We start from the raw sequence: 14292 nt of genomic DNA, 5'->3' as shown, positions 1-14292 counted from the left end.
ACCAGCCCCTGCCCCTATCAATCGTGCAGAAAACTCAGCAATCGCTCCCGCGCCACTTCCAACTCACCGGTATCCGGTTGGGCCGCCGAGACAATCGGCGTGGAGTAGAGAAACAGCAACATCACTGCCAGACGCATTGCCATGGTGTCGATCCTTGTCCGCAAAGGAGTCAATTTGTCAGCGTCAAATTTAAACACATGGCCAAGTGATATTACAGCTGGATTTTTTCCAGAAACGGCGAAGCCTGCGATCTTTTCTCTTTCACCCGGTGTTCGGTGAAGATGAAAAGATCGCAGGCTTCAGTCGTTGCGCGAGATTTCAGTGTTGGGTCTTGTGGTCCAGCGCCGCATAGAAGTTGGCGCTTTGTTGCAGGTATTTCTCTGTGTAGCTCTGGGTACGGTTTTTCTTGTCGCTGATCTCGACACTGGCACTGGCGGGCAGCGCCACGGTGGCAGAGATGGCGGAAGCGGCGATCACGGAGAAGAGATTCAGATTCATGGTGGTAGACCTCGGATTCAGTTGGCTGACTTGCCCGGTTGGGCCGTGAAGCAAACTTACGCGCCGAGGCGTCTCGCTTTGAAATGCTTTGTAGTACTAGCGAATATCAGTCTCGTTGATACAACGGCGCAGGCCTTGAAAAACAAGGCCTGCGCTCTATTGACGCACGATGAATTTCAAGTCGCTCGGCGCATCCATCGGCAGTTTCTGCACGGTTTTACCCAGCAGGCCGGTCTTCGGATCGCGCTCGACCACCACGATCTGGTTGCTCTTCTGATTGGCAATCAGCAGGAATTTTCCGCTCGGGTCGAGGCTGAACTCCCGTGGATGATCGCCTTCGACCGAGCGCCGCTGCAGCTCTTTGAGCGTGCCCGCAGCCGGGTCAATGGCGAACACCAGCACTTCGTTGGTGGTGCCACGGTTACTGACGTAGAGGAACTTGCCGTCCCTGGAAGCATGCAGCGCAGCCGCCGCCCTGCCCGGCTGGGGTTTGCCGGCGGCCAGGTCGACCAGTTGGCGCTGGGTCAGGCGGCCGTCCTGGTAATCGAACACCGCCACTTGCGCGCTCATTTCCATGGTCAGCCAGGCGTGCTTGCCGTCAGCACTGAACAGCAGGTGACGCGGTCCGCTGCCAGGTGGCAATTGCACGAAGGCCGGATCGGCGGCAGTCAGCGGCAGCTCGGGATTGGCCTTGGGGTCGTAGCGGTAGATGAACACCTTGTCCGCCCCCAGGTCGTTGGCGAACACGTACTTGCCATCGGGCGACGAGACCGCCGAGTGCACGTGGGCCGACATCTGCCGCTCGGGATTGACCCGGCTCGGTTGATGGCTGCTCAACTGCACCACCGGCGACAGCTTGCCGTCGGCCCCCACCGGCAATACCGCCAGGGTGCCGCCCGGGTCTTCCAGCACCGAATAGTTGCTGACCAGCAGATGCCGGCCATCGCCGCTGAGGCTGGAATGCGTCGGTTCGTTGCCCAGGGATTGCACCTGGTTGATCAGGCTGATGGCATGGGTCTTCGGGTCGATGGCGTAGCTGCTGACCTTGCCCACCGGGTCTTTCTGGCCCGGACCGTTTTCATTGACCACGAACAGCCGGGTCATGTCGCTGGACAGCGTCAGCCATGAAGGATTGTCAGTCTTGATCACTTGCAACGGGTTGGCATCGAGCTGGCCAGTGCGGCTGTCGAACTGCAACCGATAGATGCCCTGGCTCTGGCCGGCGGTGTAGGAACCCACCAGCACTTGATGGCGCTCGCTGGTATCCGCCTGGACGCCCATGGCACCCACGCTGCCGGCCATCAACAATGGCCAGAGCCTACGCATTTTCATCTTCGTCATCCTCATCGTCGTGGCCGCTGGTGGCTTCCACGCATTCCAGACGGTGGTCACCGGAGTCACTGGTGATGATCCAGCGATTCGAGGCCTTGTCGAACGTCGCGGCCTGCATTTGCGCCGGCGTGAAACGCCAGTGCTCGAGGGTACGGCCGTTCATGCACTCGACGTGCAACTGATCCTGCTCGTCGAGGGAAAAATCGAACGCATGCAGCTCGTCGATAATCAGCATGTCGCAGGTTTCGAGGGCATGCAGCAGGGTGTTGGTTACGGCAGTCATGGTAATCAGTCGGTCATTGGGAAAGTAGCCATGATAACCCAATGGGCGAGTGGACCTTGGGCCATCACTTCAGAAGCGATGTTGACCGGGCGATCGCCATCGCGAGCAAGCTCGCTCCCACAATTAGGATTCAGCGAATACAAATCTTGCATTCATAAAAGATCCAGTGTGGGAGCGAGCTTGCTCGCGATGGCGGCAGCCCATCAACCCTCAATGCAACTGCCCCACCGCGATCCTCAGAGCGCCTCGCGCCCCGGCACCCCATCCACCAACCGCAGGATCCCCAGCGGGTTGGCATTCTTCAGCGGTTCCGGCAGCAGGCTGTCGGGATAGTTCTGGAAGCACACCGGGCGCAGGAAGCGATCGATCGCCAATGTGCCCACCGACGTACCCCGGGCATCGGACGTCGCCGGGTAAGGCCCGCCGTGGACCATCGAATCACACACCTCGACCCCGGTCGGATAACCGTTGAGCAGGATGCGGCCGACCTTCTGTTCCAGCAGCGGGGTCAATTCGCTGAACCGTTCGAAATCCGCCGGCTCGCCAATCATCGTCGCGGTCAGTTGGCCGTGCAGGCCGTTCAGCGCGGCGGTCAGTTGCGCCTGGTCGGCGACTTCGACAAACACCGTGGTCGGGCCGAACACTTCTTCCTGCAGCGCCTCGTCACCGTTGATCAGCAGGCTGGCATCGGCCTTGAACAGTTGCGGCTGGGCCTGGTTGCCCTGCTGCTCACGCCCGGCCAGGTGCTCGATGCCCGGGTGAGCCAGCAATTTCTGCAGGCCCTTGCCGTAGCTTTGCAGCGTGCCGGCGTTGAGCATGGTCTGGGGCGCCTGGTCGCCGATCAGCGACGCCACTTGCTGGGTGAAGGCGGTGAATTGCGGCGAACGGATGCCGATCACCAGGCCCGGGTTGGTACAGAACTGACCGCAGCCCTGCACCACCGAGGCGGTCAAGTCGCGAGCGACGCTCTCGGCGCGGGTTTCCAGCGCTTGCGGCAAGACGATCACCGGGTTGATGCTCGACATTTCGGCGAACACCGGAATCGGCTGCGGCCGTGCGGCCGCCATGTCGCACAGGGCACGCCCGCCCTTGAGGGACCCGGTGAAGCCCACAGCCTGAATCGCCGGATGCTTGACCAACCATTCGCCGACGCCACCGCCGTAGATCATGTTGAACACGCCAGCCGGCATCGCGGTTTTTTCCGCCGCGCGGATGATCGCATCGGCCACGTGCTCGGCCGTCGCCATGTGGCCGCTGTGGGCCTTGAACACCACTGGGCAACCGGCCGCCAGGGCCGACGCCGTGTCGCCACCGGCAGTGGAAAACGCCAGGGGGAAGTTACTGGCGCCGAACACCGCCACCGGCCCCAGGCCGATGCGGTATTGACGCAGGTCCGGACGCGGTAACGGCGTGCGCTCAGGCAATGCCCGGTCGATGCGCGCGCCGTAGAAATCGCCTCGGCGCAAGACCTTGGCGAACAGGCGCATCTGGCCGCTGGTGCGACCGCGCTCGCCCTGGATCCGTGCCGCCGGCAACGCGGTTTCACGGCAGACCACGGCCACGAATTCATCGCCCAAGGCGTCCAGTTCATCGGCAATGGCCTCGAGGAACTCGGCCCGGCGCACCGCGCTCAGGCTCCGGTAGGCCGGATAAGCCGCAGCCGCGGCCTTGGCGGCCGCATCGACTTCTTCGGCCGTGGCCTGGATGAAATCATGGGGCAAGGCCTCGCCGGTACTGGCGTCGACGCTTTGCAGGCGGGTCTGGCCGGCCGCGCTGCGCGCCCCGCCGATGTAGTTGTGGCCAAGGATCTGGTTCATCGCAAGTCTCCTTTAAAGTGTGCCGATAGTACCCGGGTTGAACACCGCGTCTACCGGGGCAATGCCGTTGACCAGCGGCGCGCCGAATTCAGCCTGGCTGATTTCGAACACATCCCCCGGCTGGGTGCGGATGCCGTCGGCGAACGACAGGGTCGCGGTGCCGAAGAAGTGAACGTGCACGTCCCCCGGACGCAGGAACTGACTGTACTTGAAGTGGTGGAACTCCAGGTTCTCGAGGCTGTGGCACATGTTCGCCTCGCCGCTGAGGAACTCGTTCTGCCACAGCACTTCGCCATTGCGCAGGATACGACTGGTTCCGGAAAGATGTTGAGGCAGTTCACCGACGCGAAGTTCCGGGCCAAAACTGCAACTGCGCAATTTCGAGTGGGCCAGGTACAGGTAATTCTTGCGTTCCATCACGTGGTCGGAAAACTCGTTGCCCACGGCGAAGCCCAGGCGATAGGGCTTGCCGTCATGGCCGATGACATACAGGCCGCTGATTTCCGGCTCTTCGCCGGCGTCTTCGGCAAAGGGCGGCAGCGGGAACGGATGGCCCGGGCGGACCACAATGCTGCCGTCGCCCTTGTAGAACCATTCCGGTTGCACGCCGGCCTGCCCGGCCTGAGGTTTACCGCCCTCCACGCCCCACTTGAAGATGCGCATGGTGTCGGTCATGGTCGCTTCGTCGCCGGCTTGCTGGTGCATCTTGTCCCGGGCCGAGGCGCTGCCCAGGTGGGTCAGGCCGGTACCGCTGACTAACAGGTGCGCCGGGTCCGGATGGTCCAGCGGTGGCAGGATGCGCAGCTCAGCGAGCAGCTGTGCGTAATCATGACCGGCGCCCAGGCCCAGGCTATCGACCTGCTGTTCAAGTTTCACACCCGCCTCGATGGCCGCCAGCGCCAGCTCGCGCACGGTGCCGACGCCCTGCACTTCGCGCACCTGATCGCCCTCGACCACACCGACGCGGCGCTCGCCGTTACTCAATTCGAACTGAACTAAACGCATGATGTTCTCCCTGTAAACAATACTTAAATACACCGTCAATCACCTGTGGGAGCGGGCTTGCCCGCGAAGACGGCGGTACATTCAACATTGATGCAAGCTGACCCACCGCTTTCGCGGGCAAGCCCGCTCCCACACTGCTCATCTCAGCCTTCAAATTTCAGGTACGCGTCGCCCCCCGGGCGCTGGCGGCGAACTGATCCGCCGGCAGCACATGCTTGCGCTCCAGCAGGCGATAGACCACGCCGGTCAACACCAGGCCGAACACCATCACACCGGACAGGAAATACAGGCCCGAGGCCAGGTTGCCGGTGTACTCCTTCAGCGCACCGATCACGAACGGCCCGATGTAACCGCCCAGGTTGCCCACCGAGTTGATCAGCGCAATACCCGCCGCCGCACTGGCGCCGGCAAAGAAACGCCCCGGCAAGGTCCAGAACACCGCCGTACAGGAAAACAGCGCGAACGCCACCAGGCACAGCGCCGCCAGTTGCAACACCGGCACCGACAACCAGGCGCTGAGGAACAGGCCAATGGCGCCCAATACATAGAGCACGGCCAGGTGACCGTAGCGATCATTCAAGCGGTCGGAGCTGCGGGGAATAATCAGCAGGCCGACGATGCCAAAGATGTACGGCACCGACGAGACGAAGCCGGTCACCAGGTCGCTGCCACCGAACTGCTTGATCAGCGTCGGCAGCCACAGGCCCAGGCCGTAGATGCTCAAGGTCACCGGCAGATAGAACAGCGCCAGCAGCAGGACGCGCTTGTCCTTCAGGGCATGCAGCGGATTGCCGTGGCGGGTCTGGCCGTATTCCTGCAAATCTTTTTTCAGCTCACCGGTCAGCCAGTCCTTCTCGGCCTGGTCCATCCAGTTCACTTGTTGCGGACCATCCGGCAGGTAACGCAGCACCGGCCAGGTCAGCAGCACCGCCGGCAGGCCGATGACGATGAACAGCCACTGCCAGCCGTGCAGGCCGAGGATCCCGTCCATGCCCAGCAAGCCGCCGGACACGGGGCCGGTGATCATCATCGCGATGGGTTGGGACAGAATGAACAGGCCCAGGATCTTGCCGCGATGGCGCACCGGGAACCACTGGGTGATGTAGTACAGCACGCCCGGAAAGAACCCGGCTTCGGCCGCGCCCAGCAGAAAGCGCATCACATAGAAGCTATGCGGGCCCTGCACGAACGCCATGCCGATGGTAATGGCGCCCCAGGTGATCATGATCCGGGCGAACCAGCGCCGGGCACCGAAGCGCTCCAGCATCAGGTTGCTGGGGATCTCCAGCAGGAAGTAACCGATGAAAAACAGCCCGGCACCCAGGCCATAGGCGGCGTCGCCAATACCAATGTCGGCGCCCATGTGCAGCTTGGCGAAGCCCACCGCGGAGCGGTCCACGTAGGCGATCAGGTACAGCAGGATCAGGAAAGGAATCAGTTTCAGCGTGATGCGACGAATAAGCCGCAATTCCTGGCTCATGGGACCGGTCTCCGATTGTTGTTGTTATGGAACCTCGGGGGATTTCTCTCGCGAATGACCGCCAGGACAACCCCTCCGTTGAATCGGACTATATAGTAATACTATTTACCCAACAACACTTCCAAAGCGCGCAATTTGCGCTTATGTTACGCTCAAGCTCGAACAATATAGTCATACAATAAGAGAATCGATCATGTCTGATAAGAAACCCTCCCTGCGCTCGGCCCAATGGTTTGGCACCGCCGACAAAAACGGCTTCATGTACCGCAGCTGGATGAAAAATCAGGGCATCGCCGACCATCAGTTTCACGGCAAGCCGATCATCGGCATCTGCAACACCTGGTCGGAGCTGACGCCGTGCAACGCGCACTTCCGGCAGATCGCCGAGCACGTCAAGCGCGGCGTGATCGAAGCTGGGGGCTTTCCAGTGGAATTCCCGGTGTTCTCCAACGGCGAATCGAACCTGCGCCCCACCGCCATGCTCACTCGTAACTTGGCGAGCATGGACGTCGAAGAGGCGATTCGCGGCAACCCGATTGACGGCGTCGTACTGCTCACCGGTTGCGACAAGACCACCCCTGCGTTGCTGATGGGCGCCGCCAGTTGCGACGTCCCGGCCATCGTCGTCACTGGCGGGCCGATGCTCAACGGCAAACACAAGGGCCAGGACATTGGCTCCGGCACCGTGGTCTGGCAATTGAGCGAACAGGTCAAGGCCGGCACCATCACCATCGACGACTTCCTCGCGGCCGAGGGCGGCATGTCCCGCTCGGCCGGTACCTGCAACACCATGGGCACGGCCTCGACCATGGCCTGCATGGCCGAAGCCCTCGGCACCTCCCTGCCCCACAACGCGGCGATTCCGGCGGTGGATGCACGGCGTTATGTGCTGGCTCACATGTCCGGCATGCGCGCCGTGGAAATGGTCCGTGAAGACCTCAAGCTGTCGAAGATCCTGACCAAGGAAGCCTTCGAAAACGCCATCCGTGTCAACGCCGCCATCGGCGGTTCCACCAACGCGGTGATCCACCTCAAGGCCATTGCCGGACGCATCGGCGTGCAGCTGGACCTGGACGACTGGACCCGCATCGGTCGCGGCATGCCGACCATCGTCGACCTGCAACCGTCCGGGCGCTTCCTGATGGAAGAGTTCTACTATGCCGGCGGCCTGCCCGCGGTACTGAGGCGTCTCGGCGAAGCCAACCTGATCCCCAACCCGAATGCCCTGACGGTCAACGGCAAGAGCATCGGCGAGAACACCAAGGACGCACCGATCTACGGCCAGGATGAAGTCATCCGCACCCTGGACAACCCGATCCGCGCCGACGGCGGTATCTGCGTGCTGCGCGGCAACCTGGCGCCACTGGGGGCGGTACTCAAGCCGTCCGCCGCCACCGCCGAACTGATGCAGCATCGCGGTCGCGCTGTGGTGTTCGAGAACTTCGACGAGTACAAGGCCCGGATCAACGACCCGGAACTGGACGTGGACGCCAACTCGATCCTGGTGATGAAGAACTGCGGGCCCAAGGGTTATCCGGGCATGGCCGAAGTGGGCAACATGGGTTTGCCGGCCAAGCTGCTGGCCCAGGGCGTGACGGACATGGTGCGGATTTCCGATGCGCGCATGAGCGGCACCGCCTACGGCACTGTGGTGCTGCACGTGGCACCGGAAGCAGCGGCCGGCGGACCTCTGGCGGCGGTGAAGGAAGGCGACTGGATCGAGCTCGATTGCGCCAGCGGCCGCCTGCACCTGGACATCCCGGACGCCGAACTCGCCGCGCGCCTGGCCGACATCGCTCCCCCGCAGCAACTGCTGGTGGGCGGCTATCGCCAGCTGTACATCGACCACGTGTTGCAAGCGGACCAGGGTTGTGACTTCGACTTCCTGGTGGGCTGCCGCGGCGCCGAAGTACCACGCCACTCCCACTGAGCCCATCCATCCCCTGTGGGAGCGAGTTTTTGTGGGAGCTGAGCTTGCTCGCGATAGCGGTGTAACAGACACCATCCAAAGTTGGCTATCACACCGACTGTGGCGAGGGAGCTTGCTCCCGCTGGACTGCGAAGCAGGCCCCTCGGCGGTCGCTGCGCAACCGAGCGGGAGCAAGCTCCCTCGCCACAAGATCACCAGGCCCAAGGGTTTGGCCTGATGAATATCCGCCACGCCTGCTATCATGCGCAACACCCCCCTCGCACAGGATCGCGCCGCGCCCCATGGATTACCGTAAACCCTCCGACCGCAAGAGCATGCACGCGCGCATCGTCCAGGAACTGGGCATGCAGATCGTTTCCGGACGCTTCAAACCGGACGATAAATTGCCCGCCGAAGCCTTGTTGTGCGAAGAGTATGCGGTCAGCCGCCCGGTGCTGCGCGAAGCCACGCGGGTGCTGGTCGCCAAGGGCCTGGTGTATTCGCGTCCGCGGGTGGGCACGGTGGTCAAGGCCCGGCGGGAATGGCACATGCTCGACCCGGATGTGCTGCATTGGCTGATGCAGAGCAGCCCGCAGAATGAATTCTTCAACCTGCTGACCAGCGTGCGCAGCATCATCGAGCCGGCCGCCGCCGCCCTCGCCGCCCAGTTCGCCGACGAGGCCGACATCGCCGCCATCCGTGAAGCCTACCAACGCATGGAAGCAGCCCCGACCCCCGAGGCCGTGCTGCAACCGGACCTGGACTTCCACAGCCGCATCGCCGACGCCACCCACAACGACCTGCTCGCCAACCTCTGCAACATGTTGTCGGTGGCCATCGCCGAAGCCCTCAAGCACTCCAACCAGCGGCCCAACCTGCACGAGCTGGCGATGCCGCGCCACAAGGCGATCCTCACCGCCATCGAGAACCGCGATGCCCTCGGTGCCCGCCACGCGACCCTGGTGCAACTGGACGATGCCCGTAGCGCGCTGAACGTCGTGCTGGGCAACGACCCCGCCTGATAAGGTCAGACTTGTGGGTGGTATTTATGTACCACCCGCACCGGACAGAGAAGCCGATACTTTTCTCGCCGTCATCCCGACGGCCATGTTTTGTGAAAAGGACTTCTCATGACCGCTCCCTCCTCCGCAGACGCCATCCCCGCGTTGACGCAAAGCGTCAGCCTGCAATTCGCCAACCACCCGACCTTCGAACAGATCGTGCAACGCATGCTCGAACAGGCTATCAAGCGAACATACTCCTGGCTGGACATCGACCTCTCCACCGTCCAATTGGCGACTCCGGACGCCACCGGACGCGCCTGGCAATTCCAGCCGTTCATGCCCGTGGTGCTCGATCACCTGGCCGTTGGCACACCCGTGGATTTCAGCCCACAGGGCAACCTGGATTGTTTTCTCTCCGACACCCCGCCGCACCGGCTCCGGGCTGGCTACCAGGAAGTGGACATCCAGGTCATCAAGCACTCGCTGCTGGAACTGGCCTGGAGCGTACCGCTCGGGCTGGAGGATGCGCTGGTCCGTTACTGGGGCGACGACATGGACGCAACCGGTGCGAACAGCCACGGCAACCGCTGGCGCTGGCTCAGCGATGTGCTGAGGAACATGCTGAGCATCCGCGGGCTGCAACAGCCCGGGCTCGCTGACACAGCCCGCGAAGCCCTTGACCAGGTCGTCCGTTGGCCGGACCGGGAGCGACGCTTTCGTCTCGACCCACAGGCGCCTGTGTACGCCTACAACCTGGAAACCCGGATCACCCGGGGCACCACCAGCACCGTACTGGTCGGCAGCGAGATCCTCCTGGTCCGCGCCACGAAAGGCACCACCGACGTCCTGCTGTGCAACCCCGGCAGCGCCGTGCAATCCTTTGCTTCCCTGGAAGCCTTCAATCGGCATTGGGGCGCATCGATCGCCAGCCGTTACAGCGTCGACACCGTCACCTGCCAGCGCTATGAGATAAGCGGCGACGTCTTCGAGAGCCAGGCGGCGATGCTGCTGGAGCAACAACTGGCCGACTTGAAGGCTGTGCAGTTGCCCGCCGGGATCGGCCTGCAAAACCTGAAAAACCTCTATAACGACCTGAGCGACCCGGCTCGCTACCTGCTGGAAGCCCCCCGACTCTCGCCGCAAACCTCGGCACGCCTGGCTCCCTTGCTGCCCCGCTGGCTGAAAAAAAGCGCCATCGCCGACCAGACGACGCTTCAGCACTACAGCCTGGCCCTGGCCAGTGCCAAAAAACGCCACGAGGGCCAGACCTTCCTCAGCGACATCGAGGACATCAAGGCCTTTACCGCCAGTGCCTTGTCCAGCGCCATGAAGCAAACGAACGACAGCAGCCCGGGCAAGGTGCCATCGAGCCAATACCAACCCGACGATGTGCTGCTGAACTTCACCGTTTCCGCAGGCTACCCCGGGACCATCGGCCTCAGCGAGAAGCGGCAGATGAGCCTGACCGAACTGGCCATCCACAATCTCGTCGCCCGCCCCAGCGGCCACTTCACGCTCAGCCATCGCCTGGGCCTGACGCTGCCGACCTGGTTGACCCCGGACTTCGTGACCGGGCTGGTCGAACAGGTCGACATTGGCACGGCCTATCCTCGCTACCTGCAACAGCACCTGCTCGGTAACTCGCCCCAGGCAAAGAGCCGTCAACGGATGTTCGCCGAACAGATCCCTGCGCAACTGGTCCTCGACGCGCTGAAACAGAGGCTGGACAACGAAAACGGCATGACTGTCCAAGGCCTGCGCCTGCTGGAAGCGGTTCTCCAACCTGACGCGGCGAGCCAACGGGTCAACGGTCGCCCGGTGGTCATTCGCCATCTGGATTTGATGCGCAAGCCCCAGGCCCAGCCCGATACCGTGACCAACATGTTCCTTATCGAGGCGCAGGACGCCACGACCGGCCCGCACCTGCTGTATCGGCCGCTTTATGCCCCTGCGCTGCAAGAGTTCCCGACACGGGAGGCGCTGTTTCAGGCCATTGCCGCGGCCGGGGACCTGCAGGATAGCGTCCTGACCTGGCTGTCCGACGCCGCCCGCCCGGTGTACGCCAACGGCGGTTTCCTGGAGCCACACATCGTGCGGTTCTTTCCCGGTGACGAGTTCAACGTCCCCGACAAACCCGCCCCGGCCACACTCGCCACGCAGGACATTCACGGCGAACTGCTGCAAGCGCTGCACAACGGCGAGCTGATGCAATACCTCTATGGCTGCAATGCCCAGGCCCTGGTCGCCCAGGCCGACCGGAACTCGGTGTCCAATAGCGAGAGCCGCTGGGCCGTGTTGCTCCAGGGCGGCAGCCTGTTGTTCAACACATTGCTGTTCCCTTTATTGCGCGGCCCGGTCATGACCACCGTCTGGCTATGGAACCTGATGGCCAGCGCCCGACAGGACATTCCGGCCCTGATCAGCGAGGACCCGGTGGCACGGGAGCTGGCCGCCGTCGATCTGCTCGTCAACCTGGCCATGCTGGTAAGCCAACTGCCCACCGGTCATGCGCCGGTCACCCGTGCGGCGCTGGCCCCATCGCTGAAGGAGCAAGCCATGCGTCCTCCGGCGCCACGCACCGTTGCCGAGCAGTGGCCGGTGCCAGCGCCGCCCACCGTGGCGGAGGGCACCATCGCCGTGCCTGGCGCCCACGCCGAAGCCGCCAGTAGACGCCTGGACTTCAGTTTCGCCAGCGCCGGCCAGCGCCTGACATCGGAACAACGCACCCGGTTGCTGCGCTTGCAGGCATCGCGCCCTCCGGCAATGCCCGAACCCATCGGATATGGTCCGTACAAGGGTTTGTATGTGATCGACAAAAAATGGCATGCCGAGGTGGAAGACGTTCTGTATCAGGTCAACCCTGAAGCGGACGGCAGCGCGACCATCGTCGACCCACTCGACCCCAGTCGAAACGGTCCGCCGTTGAAAACCGACAGCCAGGGCCACTGGTTCCTCGATCTTCGTCTGCGCCTGCTGGGCGGCTCGCCCCCCAAACGGTTGCAAGCACAGCGCGACCTCAATCTGGAGCGAAGGCGGGTACTACAAGAGGAATACAATCAGGTGGTCAAGGGAGACGCAGCTCGAGGCAGAGCCCTGCAAGTGGCCCAGGAAGTGATGATCAGGCTCGATAGCGGAGCGAACTATACCGAGGCACAACGCACGGCGAAACGCAAAGTGTACTATGACCTGCTCCAGGAACAGACCGACCTTTATCTGAAGCTGGTGAACAGCGCGCCCGAACGCGCCAGCCTGGGCATAGCAATTGCCCCTACTGACCTGCGCGGGATGATGGAAAACGTGGTGAACAATGCCCGCAAAGCCGTCATCGTCACCGAAAATCAACGCACGGCCATCATCAATGCCCATCCTGAGTTCCAAGGGGATATCAATCAGATGGAGGCTGTCATCACGAACCTGCCGGCCTACTTGAAGTATCTCGACACCATGAGCGACCTCAATGATCAGGCGATTCATTGGCTGGAACTCAAGGACGAGTTTCTTGAGCGCTTATTGAATCTGGATGAGGCCGGCGCCCAGGCGTTCGAGCGCCTCACCCGAGACCGGCCGCTCGATGAGATAAATTCAATCAGCAGCAAAGCCATGCAATTCGTTACGCTTCCGATGCTGTCGGTCAAAAACTCCAGTTCCAACCTGTCCGAGAGCCTGCTGCACATCGTCGTGCCCTTGGGGGAACAAGTGCGCTCTCATTGCGAACTGCGGATGTACGAGCTCCCCGCTTCGGAACAGCTTGAGGTGCTGACCAGCCTGACCGAGCAGTACGGCAAGTCCCTGGATGCCTTGCAGGGGATCAAGACCCTCTACCTCGACCACCTCAACGAAGCCTATTTCGACAGGTTACTCAAGCTGGTCGACAGCCTGTATCAGGAGGTCTCCAGCAAACTCGCCGCAGAAATCAAGCCCGAGCCAAAGCCGCGCAGGCGTGCGCCAAAACAGTCCAGAGTGCCCGCCGGACGCCCACAGAAAAAGGTGATCAGGACCCGCAACAGAGGCGTCCTGATCGGTGACTTGAAGCCGGCCGGCACGGCCCTGCCGATTGAAGTCGTCGAGCTGCGTTTCAACGATACGCTATTGTCCACCTACTCGCGTCACGACGATGTGTGGGATGCCGTCGATATACGCAAACCGACCCCGGCGCCCAAGACGAGATCGGTCAAGGCGATCAAGGGCGATGTGCGCGAAATGCTCGATGAGCTGGACGAACGTCTGCGCCGTGCTGAAAGCTACAAGAAACACTGCCGCCATCCTCAGGAAATCGAGGAAATCATGAACAATGAGGCGAGTCGGTTTCGCAAGCTTGCCGAGGAACTCGACCGGGCGTTCACCGCCGCACAAACCCCGCGTACCCCGGCAGACCAGGCACTGGGCCAACAGTTGTCAGACGCGGTCTCCAGCCTGACCGCCAAGGGCAGTGCCCTGCGCACCGAATTGAGCCTGCAATTGCCGCCTACCGACGGCAACCTTCGCTTCCTGTTCGAAAAGAACCTGATACAAGTCGCACGGCTTGGGGATCGCAAGGCCTTGAAAGGAAGCCGGCAGGATTTCCTCCAGGAATACGCCATCAACGACCGTGATGGTTTCCCCCTCTGGTATGCGCATTTTCACTACGAAACGGCTGACACACCGAAGGACAATTTCAGCGTCGCGCACCTGAAGACCAAGGAACAACGCAAGGAGCACTACCACTCACTGCTGGCCAAGGCCACCAGCCCTTATGCGGTGGTGAACGTGCATCGAGGACAGCTCAGCAAGTCGTTGGCGCAGAGCAAGTTCTTGCCCTTGGCGCCTTGATGGCCAGGGCTTGCAGGCTGGAGTGATCAGTCGCTGAGCGCGAAAAAACTGTGGGAGCGAGCTTGCTCGCGATGGCTGACGGACATTCAATACCTTCATTGACTGTCACACCGCTATCGCGAGCAAGCTCGCTCCCACATGGGTTCGCCCCTAGG

The 14292-nt window shown here is 62.3% G+C and carries 11 protein-coding genes; 3 read left to right on the top strand and 8 right to left on the bottom strand.

From position 1 onward, the window contains the following. Positions 1 to 17: 17 nt before the first annotated feature. The 8 genes from BLO80_RS30220 to BLO80_RS09995 form a co-directional block, all read right to left on the bottom strand. Positions 18 to 143: a hypothetical protein gene (locus BLO80_RS30220; RefSeq protein ID WP_256573475.1), complete on the bottom strand. Its 126-nt coding sequence runs from the start codon at positions 141 to 143 to the stop codon at positions 18 to 20. A 175-nt stretch (positions 144 to 318) separates the two neighbouring features. After that, positions 319 to 498, bottom strand: coding sequence for a hypothetical protein (locus tag BLO80_RS10020; protein WP_003202673.1), 180 nt, complete (start codon positions 496 to 498; stop codon positions 319 to 321). 156 nt (positions 499 to 654) lie between these two features. Beyond that, positions 655 to 1830, bottom strand: a complete 1176-nt coding sequence (locus BLO80_RS10015) for a lactonase family protein (protein ID WP_092327780.1) — start codon at positions 1828 to 1830, stop codon at positions 655 to 657. Further along, the gene (locus tag BLO80_RS10010) at positions 1817 to 2113 is read right to left on the bottom strand and encodes a DUF5629 family protein (protein WP_175459479.1); all 297 of its coding nucleotides are present in this window, start codon (positions 2111 to 2113) and stop codon (positions 1817 to 1819) included. The genes BLO80_RS10015 and BLO80_RS10010 overlap by 14 nt, the downstream gene beginning before the upstream one ends. Before the next feature lie 5 nt (positions 2114 to 2118). Beyond that, on the bottom strand, positions 2119 to 2265 hold the full coding sequence (locus tag BLO80_RS29905) for a hypothetical protein (protein WP_175459478.1): 147 nt from the start codon (positions 2263 to 2265) through the stop codon (positions 2119 to 2121). 84 nt (positions 2266 to 2349) lie between these two features. Further along, complete coding sequence (locus BLO80_RS10005) at positions 2350 to 3930, bottom strand: aldehyde dehydrogenase (NADP(+)) (RefSeq protein ID WP_092327777.1); 1581 nt, start codon at positions 3928 to 3930, stop codon at positions 2350 to 2352. A gap of 12 nt (positions 3931 to 3942) precedes the next feature. Continuing rightward, positions 3943 to 4935, bottom strand: a complete 993-nt coding sequence (gene araD1 / locus BLO80_RS10000; protein ID WP_092327775.1) for an AraD1 family protein — start codon at positions 4933 to 4935, stop codon at positions 3943 to 3945. A 157-nt stretch (positions 4936 to 5092) separates the two neighbouring features. Continuing rightward, on the bottom strand, positions 5093 to 6415 hold the full coding sequence (locus BLO80_RS09995) for an MFS transporter (protein WP_092198226.1): 1323 nt from the start codon (positions 6413 to 6415) through the stop codon (positions 5093 to 5095). A gap of 193 nt (positions 6416 to 6608) precedes the next feature. Here BLO80_RS09995 and BLO80_RS09990 point away from each other — a divergent pair, with 193 nt between their 5' ends. The 3 genes from BLO80_RS09990 to BLO80_RS29900 all read left to right on the top strand — a co-directional run bounded on the left by BLO80_RS09990 (position 6609) and on the right by BLO80_RS29900 (position 14137). After that, complete coding sequence (locus BLO80_RS09990) at positions 6609 to 8345, top strand: IlvD/Edd family dehydratase (protein WP_092198223.1); 1737 nt, start codon at positions 6609 to 6611, stop codon at positions 8343 to 8345. A 281-nt stretch (positions 8346 to 8626) separates the two neighbouring features. Then, positions 8627 to 9346, top strand: coding sequence for a FadR/GntR family transcriptional regulator (locus tag BLO80_RS09985; protein ID WP_060741988.1), 720 nt, complete (start codon positions 8627 to 8629; stop codon positions 9344 to 9346). Positions 9347 to 9454: 108 nt separating this feature from the next. Next, positions 9455 to 14137: a dermonecrotic toxin domain-containing protein gene (locus BLO80_RS29900; RefSeq protein ID WP_092327774.1), complete on the top strand. Its 4683-nt coding sequence runs from the start codon at positions 9455 to 9457 to the stop codon at positions 14135 to 14137. Positions 14138 to 14292 lie beyond the last annotated feature (155 nt).

This window comes from Pseudomonas sp. NFACC56-3, from assembly GCF_900100025.1.
Lineage (GTDB): Bacteria > Pseudomonadota > Gammaproteobacteria > Pseudomonadales > Pseudomonadaceae > Aquipseudomonas > Aquipseudomonas fluorescens_AA.
This window is presented reverse-complemented; position numbering and strand designations above follow the sequence as displayed.